The organism is Micromonospora sp. CA-111912, from assembly GCF_050948415.1.
In the GTDB taxonomy this organism is placed as follows: domain Bacteria; phylum Actinomycetota; class Actinomycetes; order Mycobacteriales; family Micromonosporaceae; genus Micromonospora.
This window is the reverse complement of the sequence record NZ_CP192007.1, coordinates 448,806-468,175: the sequence shown is the minus strand read 5'-3', so window position 1 is coordinate 468,175 and position 19,370 is coordinate 448,806. Positions and strand designations below refer to the sequence as shown.

The 19,370-nt window shown below is 72.3% G+C and carries 11 protein-coding genes; 8 read left to right on the top strand and 3 right to left on the bottom strand.

The annotated features are described in order from the left end of the window. Window positions 1–119: 119 nt before the first annotated feature. Genes ACQPZO_RS02205 through ACQPZO_RS02195 form a run of 3 tightly spaced genes read left to right on the top strand, consistent with a single transcriptional unit; the run spans window position 120 to window position 2,988 of the window. Entirely contained in the window at window positions 120–1,016 is an 897-nt protein-coding gene (locus ACQPZO_RS02205; RefSeq protein ID WP_433346552.1) for a hypothetical protein, read from the top strand. Then, the gene (locus ACQPZO_RS02200) at window positions 1,013–2,461 is read left to right on the top strand and encodes a methyltransferase (RefSeq protein ID WP_433346550.1); all 1,449 of its coding nucleotides are present in this window, start codon (window positions 1,013–1,015) and stop codon (window positions 2,459–2,461) included. Before ACQPZO_RS02205 ends, ACQPZO_RS02200 begins: the two co-directional genes overlap by 4 nt. Beyond that, window positions 2,356–2,988 carry a TetR/AcrR family transcriptional regulator gene (locus tag ACQPZO_RS02195; protein ID WP_433346548.1) on the top strand — a complete coding sequence of 211 codons (633 nt, stop codon included), beginning with the start codon at window positions 2,356–2,358 and terminating at the stop codon, window positions 2,986–2,988. Before ACQPZO_RS02200 ends, ACQPZO_RS02195 begins: the two co-directional genes overlap by 106 nt. Window positions 2,989–3,082: 94 nt before the next feature. On the opposite strand, the gene ACQPZO_RS02190 is transcribed toward ACQPZO_RS02195, so the two are convergent. After that, a complete protein-coding gene (locus tag ACQPZO_RS02190) occupies window positions 3,083–3,829 on the bottom strand; it encodes an oxidoreductase (RefSeq protein ID WP_433346546.1) in 747 nt (248 codons plus the stop codon). A 227-nt stretch (window positions 3,830–4,056) separates the two neighbouring features. On the opposite strand from ACQPZO_RS02190, the gene acs reads away from it, so the two are divergent. The 5 genes from acs (at window position 4,057) to ACQPZO_RS02165 (ending at window position 15,506) form a co-directional block, all read left to right on the top strand. Next, the gene (acs, locus tag ACQPZO_RS02185) at window positions 4,057–6,021 is read left to right on the top strand and encodes an acetate--CoA ligase (RefSeq protein ID WP_433346544.1); all 1,965 of its coding nucleotides are present in this window, start codon (window positions 4,057–4,059) and stop codon (window positions 6,019–6,021) included. Window positions 6,022–6,287: 266 nt separating this feature from the next. Continuing rightward, window positions 6,288–9,080, top strand: a complete 2,793-nt coding sequence (locus tag ACQPZO_RS02180; RefSeq protein ID WP_433346542.1) for an immune inhibitor A domain-containing protein — start codon at window positions 6,288–6,290, stop codon at window positions 9,078–9,080. Window positions 9,081–9,400: 320 nt separating this feature from the next. After that, complete coding sequence (locus tag ACQPZO_RS02175; RefSeq protein WP_433346540.1) at window positions 9,401–11,704, top strand: immune inhibitor A domain-containing protein; 2,304 nt, start codon at window positions 9,401–9,403, stop codon at window positions 11,702–11,704. A gap of 316 nt (window positions 11,705–12,020) precedes the next feature. Next, complete coding sequence (locus tag ACQPZO_RS02170; RefSeq protein WP_433350728.1) at window positions 12,021–14,441, top strand: immune inhibitor A domain-containing protein; 2,421 nt, start codon at window positions 12,021–12,023, stop codon at window positions 14,439–14,441. A gap of 132 nt (window positions 14,442–14,573) precedes the next feature. After that, complete coding sequence (locus tag ACQPZO_RS02165; RefSeq protein WP_405114466.1) at window positions 14,574–15,506, top strand: alpha/beta fold hydrolase; 933 nt, start codon at window positions 14,574–14,576, stop codon at window positions 15,504–15,506. A gap of 63 nt (window positions 15,507–15,569) precedes the next feature. On the opposite strand, the gene ACQPZO_RS02160 is transcribed toward ACQPZO_RS02165, so the two are convergent. Further along, a complete protein-coding gene (locus ACQPZO_RS02160) occupies window positions 15,570–15,935 on the bottom strand; it encodes a hypothetical protein (protein WP_433350726.1) in 366 nt (121 codons plus the stop codon). Next, window positions 15,932–19,267 (bottom strand): SseB family protein, encoded by a 3,336-nt coding sequence (locus ACQPZO_RS02155; RefSeq protein ID WP_433346537.1) that lies wholly within the window; start codon window positions 19,265–19,267, stop codon window positions 15,932–15,934. Before ACQPZO_RS02155 ends, ACQPZO_RS02160 begins: the two co-directional genes overlap by 4 nt. Window positions 19,268–19,370: the final 103 nt, after the last annotated feature.

Here is a 19,370-nt window from a genome sequence, read left to right as displayed (position 1 = left end):
GTGACCCCACAGCTGCCGGGCGACCGAACCGCAACCGTCGGCGAAACCCCCCTGTTGAGCGATCGCTCAATTCCGCCTATGCTCCGCTTTGAGCGAACGCTCAAACACGGGAGGGTGCCATGTCGGAGCAGGGCGAACGGCCACCGCGGCGGACCGCCGCCAACTGGGTGCTGGCCGGGCTGATCGCGGCCTTCGGGCTGGTGGTCTACATCGTCACGATCCGCGCTGGGCGGGCCGACAGCGCCCTGCTGTTCGTGGCCCTCCCGGTGATCCTCGCGGTCGCCCTGGCCCTCGCCCCCGGCCGGACGGCGCACGGCCGGGTCTTCGGGGTCACCACGATCGCCCTGCTGCTGGCGGCGGTGGCGCTGCACGAGGGGGCGGTCTGCGTCGTCCTGGCCGCCCCGCTGGTGTACGCGGTGGCGCACGGCACCACCGCGCTGATCCGCGCGCTGCGGGACGCCTCGCGGACGTACGCGGTCCTCGCCGTGCCGCTGCTGCTCCTGCCCGGCCTGGAGGGCAGCGGGATCGGGCCACGGCTGGCCCCGGAGCAGTCGGTCGAGGTGGTCCGGGTGGTGGCGCTGCCCGTCGACCAGGTCGCCGAGCGGCTCGCTGCCGGCCCCCGGCCCGTCCCGGTCCGGTCAATTCCGTTGCGGCTGCTGGGGGCGCCCACACCCACCGAGGTCAGCGGCGACGGCCTGGCCGTGGGCGACCGCTGGATGTTCGGCTACCACGGCAGCGCGCACGGGCCGGGCGGGCACCTGCTCGCCGAGGTCGAGGCCGCCCAGCCACAACAGGTGGTCTTCCGCTTCGTCGAGGACACCTCGATCACCGCCCGCTGGTTCACCTGGCGGCGGGCGGACCTGCGCTGGCGGGCGGTCGACGCCGGGCACACCGAGGTCCGGATCAGCGTGGACTACCGGCGCGGCCTCGACCCGTCCTGGTACTTCGGCCCGGTGCAGCACGTCCTGCTCGGCGAGGGGGTCGGGCACCTGCTGGACATGATGGTCCCGCGATGACGGTCGCCCGCCACCTGAGCCTGGCGGTGCCCCTGCTGGCCGTGCTCGCCGCCGCCCGGCTGGAGCGGGACCGGGACGCCCGGGCGGCGGCACTGCTGGCCTTCGTGGCCGGCGCCGTCGGCATCGCAGCCCTCGACGAGGCGGCCCGGCGCACCGGCTGGTACACCTTCGCACCCGTTCGGGGCGCGTACCGGGGGCTGCCGGTGGACCTGTGGATCGGCTGGGCCGCCCTGTGGGGCCCGTTGCCGGTGCTGCTGCGCAGGGTTCTCCCGCTGCCGCTGGCGCTGGGCCTGCTGCTCTGGCTCGACGCCGTGGCGATGCCCGCCCTGCACCCGCTGGTCCGCCTCGGTCCGCACTGGCTCGTCGGGGAGGCTGCCGGGCTGCTCGCCGTGGCCCTGCCCGCCCAACTGCTCGGCCGGTGGTGCGCGGACCGCCGGCACCTGGCCGCCCGGGCGCTGCTCCAGGTCGGCCTCTTCGCCGCCCTGCTGCTGTGGTTCGTGCCGACGCTGGCCTTCGAACTGGGCGACGGTTCCTGGGCCGGGCTCACCGGGCTGCCCGCGTCCCGGCTGCTGCTCGTCGGGCAGGTCGTCCTGCTGGTGGCGACGCCGGCGCTCGCCGCCGTGCGGGAGTTCGCGGTCCGGGGCGGCGGCACCCCGTACCCGTGGGATCCGCCCCGGCGGCTGGTCACCACCGGGCCGTACGCCTACCTCGCCAACCCGATGCAGCTCGGCGGGGTGGCCCTGGTGCTGCTGACCGCCGCGGCGACCGGGAGCCTGGCGCTGGCCGGCGCGGGCGCGACGGCGGTCGCCTTCGCGGCGGCGGTGGCCGGGCCGCACGAGGAGCACGACCTCGCCGGCCGGTACCCGGAGGGCTGGCGGGCCTACCGACGGCGGGTCCGGGACTGGTGGCCGCGCTGGCGGCCGTACGTGTCGGGGCCGCCTGCGGTCCTCTGGCTCGACGCCGACTGCGGGCCGTGCGCGGCGGTGTGGCGCTTCCTCGCCCGCCGGCACCCGGTGGGCCTCGTCCTCCGGCCCGCCTCGGCGTACGACGGGGTGCTGCGGCGGGCGGAGTACGCGGGCGGTGACGGCCACCGGGAACGGGGGGTGGCTGCCGTCGCCCGCGCGCTCGAACACGTCCACCTCGGTTGGGCGCTGGCCGGCTGGACGCTGCGGCTGCCCGGGGTCGCCTGGCTCGCGCAGTTGGTGACCGATGCGATGATCGCACCGCCGCGTCCGGCCGGCGTCCGGCGAGCCGGGCAAGCCGGCACGCGAAAAGTTCGAGCCGCAGCGGTCGGCGCGGGAGAAGCCGAAGCCGGACGAGCCGGCAGGCGAGGAGAGGGATGTCCGACACCAAGCAGCGCCTCCTGGACGGCGCCATCGCCGCGATCCGCCAGCACGGCATCGCCGGGGTCTCGGCCCGTACCATCGCCGCCGCCGCCGGGGTGAACCAGGCGCTGGTGTTCTACCACTACGGAAGCGTGGACGACCTGCTCACGGCGGCCTGCCGGGCCAGCACGGTCGAGCGGGTCGGGCACTGGTCGGCGCGGCTGGCCGGGGTTGGCTCCCTGCGTGAACTGCTCGCCGTCGGCCGCGCCCTGCACGAGCAGGAGCGGGAACTGGGCAACGTTTCCTTCCTCGCCCAGATGCTCGCCGGGGCGCAGGCCGACGAGCGGCTGGCCGCCCCGACGGCCGGCGCGCTCCAGCTCTGGGTGGACGAGATCGAGGCCGTCCTGGGTCGCCTGCTCGCCGGCTCCCCGTTCGCGGAGATCGCGGACGTGCCCGGCCTGGCCCGGGCTGTGTCGGCCGCGTTCATCGGGCTGGAGCTCTACGACGGGGTGGACCGGGAGGCGGCCGGGCGGGCGATGTCCGCGCTCGACCAGCTCGCGGTGCTCATCGAGATCGTGGACGACCTGGGGCCGATCGCCCGACGGGCCCTCCAGGCCAAGGTCAACCGGGCGGTCCGGCGCGACTGAGCCACCGCCCGGGAGACGGGACCCGGCACGGGTGGCATGGGCGTCGACAGGGCGCGGCCCCGGTTACTGGTCAGGCGGCTGGTCAGGCCGCTGGTCAGGCGGCGGCGAGGATCTCGTCGCCGACGGCGGTGAGCTGGTCGGCGCCCACCTCGACCGCCGTCAGGTAGTGCCGCAGCCAGGAGCGCAGCCCGTCCGGGGTGCCGGTGGCGAAGGCGCCGGCCGCGCCGACGTACTCCGGCTCGCGCTCGCGGTGGCCGACGTCTGTGCCGACCAGCCCACGCGGGTCGAGGCCGGTGGACATCAGCACCAGCCGGGCGGCGCCCCGGGCCACGACCCCGGACGGCCCGGCGAACGGGCGCAGGTTCAGCAGCTCGCCGTGCACCACGGCGGCGAGCACCAGCGGGGGCACGGAGGTGCCGCCGGCGACCAGCCCGGCCAGAGCGTCCAGCCGGGCGCCGACCACCGGGTCGGCCACCGGCCGCCCCAGCTCGTCGGCGGGTACGACGTCCCGGGCGGCGAGCACGTGCAGCCGGGCGAGGACCTGTCGGGGGGCCCTCGGCCAGGGATCGGTCAGCCCGGGCAGCGCCCCGGCCACCCGCAGCGCGCCCTGGAGCACCGGGTCGGTGACCGTACCGGCGCGGACCGCCTCGCGGTCGTGGGCGGCCCCCTCCAGGGCGGCGCTGGCCACGGCGCAGCGGAGGCTCACCTCGGCCGCGACCTGGCCGCCGTGCCGGCGCAGCGCGCGGTGCCGCAACGACTGGTCGACCCGGTCGCGGGCCCGCTCGACGGCGGGGGCGATGTCGGCGAGCGCGAGGAGCGGGGCGAGCGGGTCGGTGGTCACCCCGTCACGCTAGCGACCCGCCCGGGCGCCCGGCCCGCAGCCGCCCGACAACGCGACTCCCGCCACCCCGGTACCGCCCCGCCGCCCACCTCACTCCTACAGTTCGGCGCGCGGCGGGGGCCGCTCGGCGCGGGTGTGCTCCGGGACCTGTCGCGGGCACCGACCGCCCCGGCTAACCTCTGCGGGGGTAGGGACGCAGGTCACGGATGCGATGAGGGAGTCACGGCATGAGCGAGGCACTGGCCAATCTGCTGAACGAGACCCGGCAGTTTCCGCCTCCGGCTGAACTCGCCGCGAACGCCAACGTCACCGCCGACGCGTACGCCGAGGCCGCCGGGGACCGCCTCGCCTTCTGGGCGGAGCAGGCCGGGCGGCTGGCCTGGGCGAAGCAGTGGGACCAGGTGCTCGACTGGTCGAACCCGCCGTTCGCGAAGTGGTTCGTCGGCGGCCGGCTCAACGTGGCGTACAACTGCCTGGACCGGCACGTGGAGGCGGGCCGGGGCGACCGGGTGGCCATCCACTGGGAGGGCGAGCCGGGCGACACCCGGACCATCACGTACGCCGACCTGCACCGGCTGACCTGCCAGGCGGCGAACGCGCTGACCGAGCTGGGCGTGACCGCCGGCGACCGGGTGGCGATCTACCTGCCGATGGTCCCGGAGGCTGCGGTGGCGATGCTGGCCTGCGCCCGGATCGGCGCCACCCACAGCGTGGTCTTCGGCGGCTTCTCCGCCGACGCGCTGACCAACCGGATCCAGGACGCCACCGCCAAGGTGGTGATCACCGCTGACGGCGGCTACCGCCGGGGCAAGCCGTCGGCGCTGAAGCCGACGGTGGACGAGGCCGTGGCGAACTGCCCGTCGGTGGAGCACGTGCTGGTGGTCCGCCGCACCGGCGAGGAGGTCGCCTGGACGGCCAAGGACCTGTGGTGGCACGAGACGGTGGAGCAGGCGTCGACCGAGCACGCCGCGGAGCCGTTCGACGCCGAGCACCCGCTGTTCATCCTCTACACCAGCGGCACCACGGCCCGACCGAAGGGCATCCTGCACACCACGGGCGGATACCTGACCCAGGTGTCGTACACGGCGCACGCGGTGTTCGACCTGAAGCCGGAGACGGACGTCTACTGGTGCACCGCCGACATCGGCTGGGTGACCGGCCACTCCTACATCGTGTACGGCCCGCTGGCCAACGGCGCCACCCAGGTCATGTACGAGGGCACCCCGGACACCCCGCACAAGGGCCGGTTCTGGGAGATCGTCGACAAGTACCAGGTCAGCATCCTCTACACCGCCCCGACGCTGATCCGGACGATGATGAAGTGGGGCGACGACATCCCCGCCGGCTTCGATCTGTCCTCGCTGCGGCTGCTGGGCAGCGTCGGCGAGCCGATCAACCCCGAGGCGTGGATGTGGTACCGGCAGCACGTCGGCGGGGGTGAGCTGCCGGTCGTGGACACCTGGTGGCAGACCGAGACCGGCGCGATCATGATCTCGCCGCTGCCGGGCGTCACCGAGACCAAGCCGGGCTCGGCGATGACCCCGCTGCCCGGCATCGTGGCCGACGTGGTGGACGACCAGGGCCAGTCGGTGCCGAACGGCGGCGGCGGATACCTGGTGCTGCGGGAGCCGTGGCCGTCGATGCTGCGCACCATCTGGGGCGACGACAACCGGTTCATCGAGACGTACTGGTCCCGGTTCGAGGGCATGTACTTCGCCGGGGACGGGGCGAAGAAGGACGACGACGGGCACATCTGGCTGCTGGGCCGGGTGGACGACGTGATGCTGGTGTCGGGCCACAACATCTCCACCACGGAGGTCGAGTCGGCGCTGGTGTCGCACCCGTCGGTGGCGGAGGCGGCCGTGGTGGGCGCGACCGACCCGACCACCGGCCAGGCGATCGTGGCGTTCGCCATCCCGCGCGGCACCACCGACACCACCGGTGAGGCGGGCGAGAAGCTCATCACCGAGCTGCGCAACCACGTGGCGAAGACCCTCGGCCCGATCGCGAAGCCGCGGCAGATCCTGCTGGTGCCGGAGCTGCCGAAGACCCGCTCCGGCAAGATCATGCGTCGGCTGCTGCGGGACGTGGCGGAGAACCGGTCGCTGGGCGACGTGACCACCCTCCAGGACTCCTCGGTGATGGAGCTGATCTCCTCCGGGATCGGCGGCGGCAAGTCCGACGAGGACTGACGGTAGGCGTACCCCCTCGGTGGGTGACGGTCCGCGCGGACCGTCACCCACCGCTGTCTTTCGGGGGTACGCCGACAGCACGTCACCCGACCGGCCCGCTCGGTCGGTCGGCGGAGGGCGCACCGGCCTGAACGGACACAGGGAACGACACCCCCTGTCGGAAGACACCGTTCTCCTCTAGGTTCAGCCGCACCGGTCGATTCGACCTTTGTCACTGTGCGTCGAACCGGCCGGCGTCCTTCCCCACGCCCCGAGAACGGAGCGGTATGCACACTAATCCGCGCACCGGGTCACGCCGACGACTACTCGTCGCGCTGCCCGCCATCGCCCTCGCGGCCACGGCACTGACCGTGACCGGAACCGCGTCGGCCGAGACGTCCCGCCCAGCCCCAGCCACGATCGGTGCGGACGAGTACTACATCAACTACGCCGAGCCCGAGGTGCAGCCGAACACCGGCGGCAAGGAGGTCAAGGGCGCTGACGGGGTCTACACCCCTGCGGCGGACGAGTCCCGGGCGTACGACCGTAAGTTCGCCGCCGGCAACCCGACGACCGCGAAGCAGCTGGCGAAGCTGGAGGCCAAGTCGGTCCAGACCGGCAAGAGCCCCCGGAAGATCAAGCAGGCCCCGAGCACCCAGACCGCCAAGTTGCTCACCCTGCTGGTGGAGTTCAACGACCAGGCCAACGACGACTTCACCGGCGTGATGGTCCCGAAGACGGTGTTCGAGGACCGGACCTGCGTCCCCGGCACCGTGCAGAACGGGCCGAAGCACAACAACATCGCGAACCCGGCGGCCCTGCCGCACAAGGACAACAACTCGATGTGGGTGCCGGACTTCTCCCCGACCCACTACGACAAGATGCTCTACACGAAGAGGGGCATCACCGAGCGGGTCCGCACGGACCTGACCGGGCCGGACGGTAAGCCGGGCGTCAGCCTCGCCGGCCGGACCATGCACAACATGTACCTGGAGATGTCCAAGGGCGCGTACACGGTGGACGGGCAGGCCAGCCCGTGGATCACCGTGCCGCACTCGGAGGGCTGGTACGCCGCCTCGCGCTGCTTCCAGGACGAGAACGGCAACTGGGTCGCCGGCCGCGAGCAGGCGATGAACGGCCACCCGGACAACCCGGCCGGGGCGGGCCGGCTCGCCACGGACGCCATCGACGCTCTCGCCGCGATGGACCCGAGCTTCCCCTGGGCCGACTACGACATCGAGGACCAGGCCGACCGGGACGGCGACGGCAACCTGCTCGAGCCGGACGGCGTGATCGACCACCTGGTGCTGGTGCACGCCGGCCAGGGCAAGTCCCGTGGCGGCGGCAACGAGGGCACCTACGCCGTCTGGGCGCACTCCTCCACCGTCCCCGGCGGCTACACGATCCCGGGCACGAACCTCAAGGCCGCGAACTACATCGTGCAGCCGGAGGACGCCGGGGTCGGCGTCTTCTCCCACGAGTTCGGCCACGACCTGGGCCTGCCGGACCTGTACGACACCTCCGGCAACGCCGACTCGGACGTGGACTTCTGGGACCTGATGGCCTCCGGGTCGCACAGCGGCGAGATCTTCCAGGCGCTGCCCACCCACATGGGCATCTGGGACAAGTGGGTGCTCGGCTGGGCCGAGCCGGAGACCATCACCCCCGGCTCCGCGCCGCGCGTCGTCCGGGTCGGGCAGACCTCACGTACCCCGGTCGGCACGGCGGACGGCATCAAGGTCGACCTGCCGGACAAGGTGATCACCCTCGCCACGCCGCACAGCGGCACGAAGATGTGGCACAGCGGGGCCGACCAGAACTGGGCCGACGTCAAGCTGTCCCGCACCGTGAGCGTGCCCTCGGCGGCCGACTCGAAGTTCTGGATGTGGAACAACTACGTCATCGAGGAGGACTGGGACTACGGCTTCGTCGAGCTGTCCGCCGACGGCGGGGCGACCTGGTCGGAGCAGAAGGTCTACGACGCCACCGGCGCGCTGGTCACCACCGATGACAACTACGCCGACCCGAACGGCCGGATGGCCGACTTCGGCAACAAGCGGTACGGCCTGACCGGCCCCACCGGCGGCTGGCGGCACGACTACGTCGACCTGTCGGCGTACGCGGGCCAGACCGTGCAGCTCCGGCTGCGCCAGGCCACCGACGAGGCGTTCGTGGAGCGGGGCTGGTTCGCCGACGACTTCTCGGTCACCGGCGGCGGGGCCACCACCTGGAGCGACGACGTCGAGGGCGGCGCGAACGGCTGGACCGCCACCGGCGGCACGTTCACCGACACCACCGGCGCGGGCTGGAACGTCAACACGGGCACCGAGCGGCGGGCGCACTTCTACCTGGCCGAGTGGCGCAACTTCGACGGCTTCGACAAGGGCCTGAAGTACACGTACGACACGGTGTACTCGCACGAGGCGTGGAAGGTCGACCGGATCTCCTACAACGCCCCGGGCATGCTGGTCTGGTACCGGGACACCGCGCTCGGCGACGTCAACCACGTGACCGGGCAGATGACCGCCCTGCCGAGCTACGGCGCGAAGGGTGGCCTGCTGATCGTCGACTCGCACTTCGACCCGTACCGGCGACAGGGCACGGCGGCCGAGAAGGACCCGTCGGTGCTGGACAACCTGCCCAGCCGGCCCCAGTCGGCGAACGCGGCGTTCGGCCTGAAGAAGACGAAGCCGTTCACCGAGTGCCTCGAGGCGGCGGGCGAGCCGTACAGCGAGTACTGCACGAGCTTCCCCGCGCAGCCGGCGGTGTCGGGCTTCACCGACGCCAAGACCTGGTACCCGGGCATCGAGATGCGCGACGGGTCGCCGTACGCCCGGGACAACGACGCCTCCGTGGTGCTGCCGTCGCGGGGCAACGCGCCGTACACCACCCGGGTGGTCAACCCGGACGGTACGCCGGCCCGGTCGTTCTACGGCGTCGTGCTGGGCGGTGGGGCGATCGTGCTGGGCAACGGCAACCCCGCCAGCCAGAACGTGCACTTCGGCGTCACGCTCACGGTCAAGCAGGCGACGTCGGACAACACCGTCGCCTCGGTGCGGGTGACCTCGGCGCGGCCCTGACCCCTCAGGCGCGTCGCAACATCGGGCGGGGCCCGTCCGGAGCACACCGCTCCGGGCGGGCCCCGCCTGCGTCGTCCGGCGGCGCTGCGTGGACGTGGCCCTCGCAACCCCTGAAACGCCAGGTGATCGTGGCCGAAACGTAACTCGCATCCCGTCGCCCATTGGCCCCGATTTACCGACCTTTGCCGGGCGTCCTCATCGGCCGACCCCACTCACCGGACAGTGACAACGACCGACTCCTCTGCCAGGGTGGCAGACGCACCCATGACAGCATCGACTCCGGTCGTTCCTGTCATGTAACAGTCCACAAAGGAGGATCTTTGAGGAGACGAGTCACCGCGGGCCTGGCCTCGGCCGCGGCCGTGCTGCTGGCGGCCGGCGTCGTCACGGCCCCGGCGTCCGCCGCCCCGACGGCGGAGCCGACCCCGGGCGCCGAGAAGGCGGAGCGCCGCAGCGACAGCCTTCCCGACGCCAAAGCGGACCAGCACCAGGAGGTCCGTAAGCAGGCGATCGCCGACCTGCTCCAGGGCAAGGTCAAGCTCCAGACCCGCAACGGTTCCAAGGTCATCCAGGTCAAGAACGACAAGTTCGTCGAGTACCAGCAGGCCCCGAAGACCGATCCGATCTTCACGATGCTGGTCCAGTTCGGCAACCAGACCGACCCGCGCACCGGCGGAACCGCCGGCCCGCAGGTGAACCAGATCGCCGCGCCGGACCGCAACTGGGACGGCGGCGCCACCGACGACAACAGCACCCTGTGGCGGGCCGACTTCAACCGGGCCCACTACATGGACATGTTCTACGGCGAGGGCGAGTCGTTCCGGGACTTCTACCTCAAGCAGTCCGGGGGCCGGTACACGGTCAACGGCGACGTGAGTGACTGGGTCACCGTCCCCTACAACGAGGCCCGGTACGGCAGCAGCGCCATCTCCGAGGCCGACGGCTACTGGAACTTCGTCAAGGACAGCACGACGTCCTGGTACGACTCCCAGGTCGCGGCCGGCAAGACGCCGCAGCAGATCAAGGACTACCTCAAGCAGTTCGACATCTGGGACCGGTACGACTTCGACGGCGACGGCGACTTCAACGAGCCCGACGGCTACGTCGACCACTTCCAGGCGGTGCACGCGGGCGAGGGCGAGGAGGCCGGCGGCGGCGCCCAGGGCGAGGACGCCATCTGGTCGCACCGGTGGGCCGCGTTCCCGAACCTGGCCGGCAGCGCCGGCCCGGCGGGCAACCTGTCCGGCGGCGTGCAGATCGGCAACACCGGGATGTGGATCCGTGACTACACCACGGAGCCGGAGAACGGCGGCCTCGGCGTCTTCGCGCACGAGTACGGCCACGACCTCGGCCTGCCGGACCTGTACGACACCAACGGCGGCGACAACGGGGTGGGCTTCTGGAGCCTGATGGCCTCGGGTTCGTGGCTCAGCCGCGGCACCGATGACATCGGCTCGACCCCGGGCTACATGGACCCGTGGTCGAAGCTCTACCTCGGCTGGCTGAACCACTCGACGGTCGAGTACGGCAAGGGCAACACCATCCTGCCGATCGGCCCGGCCGGTGACAGCGACGGGCCGAAGGCCCAGGCGGTCGTGGTGAACCTGCCCCCGCAGACCCAGACCACCTCGTACAACACCCCGTTCGCGGGTGCCAACGAGTGGTGGGGCGGCAGCGCCGACGACCTGAACACCACGCTGGCCCGTCAGCTGGACCTGACCGGTACGACGTCCGCGTCGATCACCGCGAAGGCCTGGTACGACATCGAAGAGGACTACGACTACCTGTACGCCGAGGTGTCCACCAACGGTGGCGCCACCTGGGCGCCGCTGAGCAACTCGCTCATCGACGCCGGCGAGACCGGGGTCGACGGCTCCAGCGACGGCAACTGGGTCGACCTGACCTACGACCTGTCCGCGTACGCCGGGCAGACCGTGCAGTTCCGCTACCGCTACCAGAGCGACGGCGGCGTGCACCTGGCCGGCGCGTTCCTGGACAACATCTCGCTGGTCAAGGGCGGTGTCACCACCTGGACCGACGGCGCGGAGACGCTGGACGCCGCGTGGACCGCCAAGGGCTTCACCCGGATGGGTGGCTCGGTCACCGACTCGTACCCCCGCTTCTACATCGCGGAGAACCGGACGTACCTCGGGTACGACGACACGCTGCGCACCGGCGGGTACAACTACGGCTTCGCCAACACCCGCCCGAACTGGGTGGAGCGGTTCTCGAACCAGCCCGGCATGCTGATCTGGTACGTGAACTACGCGTACGGCGACAACAACACCTCGCAGCACCCGGGCTTCGGCTTCAACCTGCCGGTCGACGTCCGCCCGGGCCAGATCAAGGTGGGCGACCGTGCCATCACCAACCGGCGCAACGGCTACGACGCCACGTTCAGCTGGTACACCAAGCCGGCGCAGACCTTCCACCTCAACGGGGTGGCGGTCACCGTGCCGAAGCTCAACCCGAACCCGGTGTTCAGCGACAGCGACGTCGACCGCTACTGGACGGCCGGCAACCCGCAGAACTCGGTGAAGGTGGCCGGCACCGGCACCAAGATCACGATTGTGACGCAGGGCAAGAAGGCAACCGACAACATGGTCCTGCTTGTCAGCAACTGATCCATTGATCGATGAAGGGGCCGGTGGCGGCGACGCCACCGGCCCCTTCCGTCTGCGCCGACGCCTACTGATCGAGATGTGTCACTGCAATTCCTGACCCGACGTCCGCCCTGTTCAACCGTTCGGAGAGCGACAGGGGTGTGACGGTGGAACGCATTCCCAACAAAAGTTTGCAACAAATCGACGTACGCGTCTTCCCACCCGTCCCAGGAGACTCTATGTTCACCATTGGTCCCACTAGTGGGACCTCTCACCGGCCCGTACCCCCGTTGGGTCGGTTCCCTCACACCGGAGGTACCACGTGCGGAAAGTCGCAGTGGGTCTGCTCGGGCTTTCGTTGACGGCGACGGGACTGGTGGTCGGCACGTCCGCCAGCGCCGCGCCGGCTCCGAAGCTCCCGGCGACCGCCCCGTCGGCCGCCGAGAACCCGGCGGATCACGATCTGCCGGACAAGCTCGAGGACAAGCGCCGCGCGCTTCGCCAGGAGGGACTCAGCGAGGTCCTCTCCGGCCGGGCCAAGGCGCAGAAGATCAACGGCAGCACCGTCGTCAAGGTCGGCGAGACCGTCGGCAGCACGGCGGCGAGCGCCGGCGCCCGGAACGCCAAGGCGGGCCAGCAGGACCAGTACGTCGAGCTGGCCCGGGAGCGGACCGACAAGATCTTCGTGATCCTGGCCGAGTTCGGCGACGACCGGGACCCGGCCTACCCGGACAAGGACACGAACCCGACCATCGCGGGTCCGACCACCTTCAACGGGCCGGTACACAACCAGATTCCCCAGCCCAACCGCGCGGTGGACAACTCGACCGTGTGGCAGGCGGACTACAGCGCGGACTACTTCCGCAAGCTGTACTTCGGCACCGGGCAGGGCGACGAGTCGGTCAAGCAGTACTACGAGGCCCAGTCGTCCGGGCGCTACACCGTGGACGGCCAGGTCAGCGACTGGGTCAAGGTCAAGTACAACGCCGCCCGCTACGGCCGTTCGAACGACCCGAAGGCCGACAACGACCCGACGGGTGACCCGGCGGTCTGCGACGCCAACAACTGCCAGAACGCCTGGGACCTGGTCCGCGACGCCGCCAACCAGTGGGTCCTCGACCAGAAGGCCAAGGGCCGCACCGACGCCCAGATCAAGGCCGACATGCAGTCCTACGACCAGTGGGACCGGTTCGACTACGACGGCGACGGCGACTTCAACGAGCCGGACGGCTACATCGACCACTTCCAGATCGTCCACTCCGGCGGCGACCAGGCCGACGGCGACCCGCACCAGGGTGAGGACGCGATCTGGAGCCACCGCTGGTCGGCGTACAACACCTCGCGCACCGGCCCGCCGAACTTCCCGATCGGCGGCACCCAGATCGGCAACACCGGCATCTGGATCCGCGACTACACGGTCCAGCCGGAAAACGGCGGCCGGAGCGTCTTCTACCACGAGTACGCACACGACCTGGGCCTGCCGGACGACTACAACAACCTCAACGGCGGCGACAACAACAACGAGCACTGGACCTTGATGGCCCAGAGCCGGTTGAACGCCAAGGAGGACGCCGGCATCGGCGACCGCGGCGGCGACCTCGGCGCCTGGAACAAGCTCCAGCTCGGCTGGCTCGACTACGAGGTGGTCAAGGCCGGCCAGAAGAAGACCCTGGAGCTCGGCCCGCAGGAGTACAACTCCGCCAAGCCTCAGGCCGCCGTGGTGGTGCTCCCGCAGCGGGAGTACACCTTCAACTACGGCCAGCCGTTCGAGGGTGCCAAGCAGTTCTTCTCGGGCAACGACGACGACCTGGACAACTCGCTGACCAGGACGATCGACCTCACCGGGAAGACCTCGGCGGCGCTGTCGCTCAAGGGCCGGTTCAACATCGAGTCGGGCTACGACTACCTCTTCTTCGAGGCGTCGACCGACGGCGGTGCCACCTGGAACGCGCTGCCCGGCACCGTGGACGGCAGGGCGATCCCGCCGGTGTCGAACACCGACCCGACGCCGGGCCTCAGCGGCAGCAGCGCGGGCCGGTGGACCGACATCAACATCCCGCTGAACTCGCTGGCCGGCCAGGTCGTGCAGTTCCGCTTCCACTACCTCACCGACGGCGGGGTCGCATCGGGCGGCTTCTTCGGTGACAACATCACGGTGACCGCCGACGGTCAGACCCTGTCCACCGACGGCGCCGAGACCGGCACCGGCAACTGGGCGGCCAAGGGCTGGAGCATCGTCGCGGCGACCTACACCCGGCTCTTCGACAACTACTACATCGCCGGCAACCGGACCTACGTCTCGTACGACAAGTACCTGAAGACCGGCCCGTACTACTTCGGCTACGGCACCACCCGCCCGGACTACGTGGACCACTACGCGTACCAGGAGGGCCTGCTGATCTCGTACTGGAACCTCCGGTTCGCGGACAACGACACGTTCGAGCACCCGGGTGAGGGTCGGAACATGATCATCGACTCGCACCCGCAGCCGATCTACAACCTGACCGGCAACCCGTGGCGGGCCCGCGTCCAGGTCTACGACGCGACGTTCGGCCTGAAGAAGGCGGACTCGTTCACGCTGCACATCAACGGGCAGGCCCAGTACATCCGGGGCCAGGCCGCGCAGCCGCTGTTCGACGACACCAAGCAGTACTGGTACCCGGAGCTGCCGAACCACGGCGTCAAGGTCCCGGCCACCGGCACCAAGATCAAGGTGCTGGAGCAGAACGGCACCTCGGTCAAGGTCCGCTTCTCCTGATCCACTGATCGACCGCACCACCGCGATGCCCGGGCAGTCCAACTGCCCGGGCATCGCCCTTTCCGTCCGGGAACCAGCCGGCCGGCCGGAACGCCGGGACGGACAGGCACGCCGGGGTCATAGGCTGTGGGCATGACCGAGCAGCGTGGCGGGGCCGTCGACGAGACCTGTGTCCTCACCGAGGGGCCGTGGACGCACCGGTTCGTCGGCGCGAACGGCAGCCGCTTCCACGTGGTCGAGGCCGGCACCGGCCCGATGGTGCTCTTCCTGCACGGCTTCCCCGAGCACTGGTGGGCCTGGCACGACATCCTCCCGGCGGTGGCCGACGCGGGCTTCCGGGCGGTCGCGGTCGACCTGCGCGGCTACGGCGCCAGCGACAAGCCCCCGCGCGGGTACGACGGCTACACCCTCGCCGCCGACGTCGCCGGCCTGATCCGCGGCCTCGGCGAGCGTTCCGCCACCGTGGTGGGCACCGGGGCCGGCGGCATGATCGCCTGGACCGTCGCGTCGTTCCACCCGTCGCTGGTCCGCCGGCTCGTGGTGCTCGGCGCCCCGCACCCGCTCCGGCTGCGGGCGGCGATCTTCGCCGACCCGCGCGGCCAGTTCACCGCCTCGACACCCACCCTGAAGTTCCAGCTGCCCCGGTACGAGCACGTGCTCACCCGGGACGACGCGGCGGCCGTCGGGGAGGCGCTGCGCCGCTGGGGCGGGCCGCGCTGGGTGGCCGGGCCCGACTTCGAGGCGTACGCCGAGCGCTGCCGGGAGGCGATGCGGATCCCGCAGGCCGCGTTCTGCGCGCTGGAGGGCTACCGGTGGGCGTTCCGGTCGGTGCTGCGGCTGCACGGCTACCGGTTCGTCCGGCTGATGCAGAAGCCCCTGATCACCCCGACGCTCCAACTGCACGGCGCACTGGACGTCGCCTCCCTGCCGCGTACCGCCCAGGGTTCCGGGCGGTACGTGGTGGCCCCCTACGAGTGGCGGCTGCTGGACGACGTGGGGCACTTCCCGCACGTCGAGGCCCGGGACGTGGTGCTCGGCGAGATTTTGCGCTGGGCCAAGTCCTGACCGCCGGAGGTCAGTCGGCGGCCGGCTCGGACCGCCGGGTGACCCGCTCGCACCCCCGCGCTGTCAGAGGCGCTGCTCGCGCAGTTCGGCAACCTCGCGGGCCGGGGCCCAGCCCTGGTACACCCCGAAGTCGAAGACCTCCAGCCCCATCGACCGGGCGACCGGCCAGCGCCCGCCGGTGTACTCCACCCGCAGCCAGCCGTCGTGCTCGGCCAGCACGATGAACGGCTGCCCCTGCCAGGTGCAGGTGGTCCGGACGTACGCCAGCTCGTCGATCTCGGTCACCGGGAGCACCCGGACGTACCGGCCGGGGCGGATCTCCTCGAACCCGTCGCCGGGCTCCGGCTGGTACAGCCGGACGTCGTCACCGTCCGGGCTGGCCTGGTACTCACGCCCGCGCCAGCGAGCCACGTAACCGTCGCGCATCAGGACTCACCGACCTGTCGCCAGAGCAGGGCGTCGGTGTCCAGGATCGCGACCACACGCTCGCTGCCGTCCGCGCCGATCCGCCACAGCTCCGCGCCGTGCGGCAGCCGGGCGCTGTCCACCTTGAACTCCGCCACCACGTCGCTGCTGTCGCCCGGCGCGAAGCCGTTACCCCGGAACGGTGGGCGCTCCATGACCCAGCCCTCCATGGCCCGCATGGCGCCCTCGTTCTGCCCGCCGTAGGGGATCCGGTAGAGGCTCGGCCGGTGCGCCGGCCAGCGCAGCACATAGATCTGCGCGGCGTCCCGGGAGAACGGCGAGTCCGGGTACCCGAGACCCAGCGCGTCGTGCAACTGGGCGGGGCTGTTCAGGTGGGCCAGCTCGTTGGCCCGGTGCACGAAGCCGGAGACCCGGTCGTAGCCGCGCTCCAGGTAGTAGGTGAGCTGGCTCGGGGCGATCGCCTTCTGCATCACCACGGGTCGGTTCGGGTCCACGGGCGGCGGGACGTGCCGGACAGCACCCGTGGACGCCTCGGCGGCCCGCTCCGGCTCGGGCTCCGGCTCGCTCCCGGCGTCGTCGCCGAGCCCCACCTCGGCGGCCCAGCTGGCCAGCGCCACGATCTGCTCGCCGGGCAGCTTCGCGCCGACCGGCGTGTTCGGGTTCACCGCGAACGACCAGGCGTCGTCGGGCCAGCAGCGGATCAGCTGGACGAACTTGACCCGTACGGTCTCCACCGGCTCGTCGACGTGGTCGGCCAGCCGCTCCGGGGAGGTGTGGACCACGACGTACGTCTCGCCGTCCAGCCGCTCGGTCCGCCAGACGAAGCCCGGGTCCCCCGGCCGGCTGTCGGTGGCCGAGTCGGGCGCCACCGGCAGCAGCACCCGGGCCAGCAGCAACGTGGAGAGGAAGCTGTCGGTACTGCCGGTGCCGGCGGCGGCGAGCAGGTCCTCCTCCACCTCGTTCGCCGGCTGGAAGTCGTCCACAGGGGCTGCCGACGCCGCCTGTTCCTGCTCCCGGGCCGCCACCGGCTCCCCGGCGGTTCCCAGGTCCGGCTCGCCGGTGGACGGCGGGCCCGGCAGGGGCCCTGTCGACACGGCATCGACGGCTGGCTCGGGGTCCACGGCTGGCTCGGGGTCCACAGCTGACACGGCGCCGCCGGCCGGCTCGGGGTCGGCGACGCCGGACGTGGCCGGGCGGAACAGGGACCCGGCCGACGGGTCCGGCGCGGGTGGCGTCGACGGGGGGAACAGCAGGGCTGTCGGGCCCGGGTCGTCCGGGGCGGGCGGTTCGGAGACCGCGCCGGCGTGGTCGGGGAGGGACGGCGGTGCGGGCCAGCCAAGATCAGACACCGGGTCGATCCGGTCGAGTTCGGGCACCGGGTCGAGCCCACCGAGGTCGGGCACCGATGTCGAGGCCGGGGCCGCCGGCGGGGTGCCGCCGAAAAGAGACGGGCCGGGGGCGACGCCCGGCGCAGCGGCCGGCTCGGTCGCCGACAGGTCACGCGCCTCGATGATGGTGCCCTCGATGACGATGGGCGAGAACGAACGGCGGGACGCGGACGGCCCGGAGACCGGCTCGACGACCGACGTCGGCAACTCCTCCGCCATCTCCTCGACCGGTGCGGCGACGGGTTGCTCCGCAGCGGACCGGGTGGGCCCCTCCCCGTCCGCACCGGGGCGGGGGCGCGGGAACGCCTGGGCGGCGCCGGCCCCGGGTCGACGACGTGACGGCCCGCCTGGGGGCCCGGCACCGTCGACCCCGAGGGGACGGGTCGGCTCGTCCGGCACCACGCCACCACCTGGCACGCCGAAGGGACGGGTCGGCTCGTCGCCCGGCGCGACGGGCCGGAACCCCCGGATGGGCTCCGGCGGTGCCCCACCGCCGGGACGCAGGGCCTGGGTGGGGTCCTCTGCGCCGACAGGGCCGGGGCCCGGTGAGGTCACCTCCCCGGGCCGGAACGCCCGGGTGACCTCCTCAGGCCCGACGGCACCGGTACGCAGGGCCTGCGTCCGCTCTCCGGGCCCGACGTCCCCGGGCCGGAACGCCCGGGTCACCTCGTCCGAGCCGCCGATGTCGGGGCGGAACGCCCGGGTGACGTCGTCCGAGCCGCCACCGTCGGGGCGGAACGCCCGGGTGACCTCGTCGGGGCCGGCACCACCGGGGCGAAACGGCTCGGGCTGCGACGCGGACGGGGCGGCACCGGCGGGCGGGAACGCCACCGTCGACGGCTCCGCGGGTGCGGCGGGGTGGAAGGCATGCGGCGGTTGCTCGGTGGACGGGTCCGAGGCCGGACGTCGCCGCGGGAAGGGCTGACCACCCCCGGCGAACCGGGATGGCGGGGCGGCCCGCTCAGCGGGGCGACGGGGCTCCCCGATCGGCCGGGCGGCTCGGCTCCGGCCGGACGCCGGCTCGAAGAAGGAGGCGGGCGGGGTGGGCGGCGCCGGAGGATCGGGGGACCGGCCGTTTCCGCCCACTGCCACCTCGCCGACGGGGGGCGCGTCGGGCGTCCGCCGCCGGGAGACGTTCAGCCACGCCGATCCGGACGGTGCCGCGTCGGCGCGGGTCGCCTCGGCGTCGTCCGGCCCGCCGGCCACGGCGGGACCCGGTCGTCCGGCCACCTCTCCGGCCCGGTACGGCCCGCCGGCTGCGGGCTCGCCCGCGCCGCCGGGCGACCGGTACGACGGCCCGGGCGGGACCGACGTGGGCAGGACCGAGTTGGGCAGTACCGGCTCCGGCGGGGCGGTGGTCAGCGGCGCGGTGGGCGCCTCGGCGGCGGCGGACAACTCGGTCGTGGGGCGGCCCGGTGGCGGTCCCGCGACCGACGGCTCCGGCAGGCCCGGCGCGGGCGACGTCGGGGCGTCCCGGCCGGGAACCACCGCGGTGGCCCTGGTCCTGGCGACGTTCTCCGCGCGTTCCAGGCGGGCCCGGGCGCCCATGGTGCGGCCGGGCAGCCGCACGTCGCCCCGGGACAGTTGGGAGACGAACCAGGCGGGAAGGTACCCCTCGATGGGCAGGCCCGGGTTGACCGCCAGCCACCACTCGTGGTTGGGCCAGTCGACGGCGAGATCCGCGTACGCGCTGCGGCGGTTGGCCGCCGGGTTCCCGCCCAGGCAGGCCTGCAACGCGGCGGGCGAGGTGAACGCCAGCACGTGCGTGCGCCCGCCCGTGGTCCAGGTCCCCCAGCCCATCGGGGCCTGCCCGGCCAGCGCCTGCGTGGAGACCGGCAACAGCAGCTCGGTGCGGGCCAGCACGCGGAAGTAGAGCTCCTGGTCGTTGGCGCGGAGCGCATCCCGCATCGCCGCTTCGGCCTCGGTAGCCGGCTCCCAGTCGGTCACGGCCACCTCTCCTCCCGTGAACAGGCCATAGGCATCGCCTACAACCTACAAGGTGGTAACAAGATCACAATGGCTGGCCGGTGACGCCCCGCCGGGCGATCCG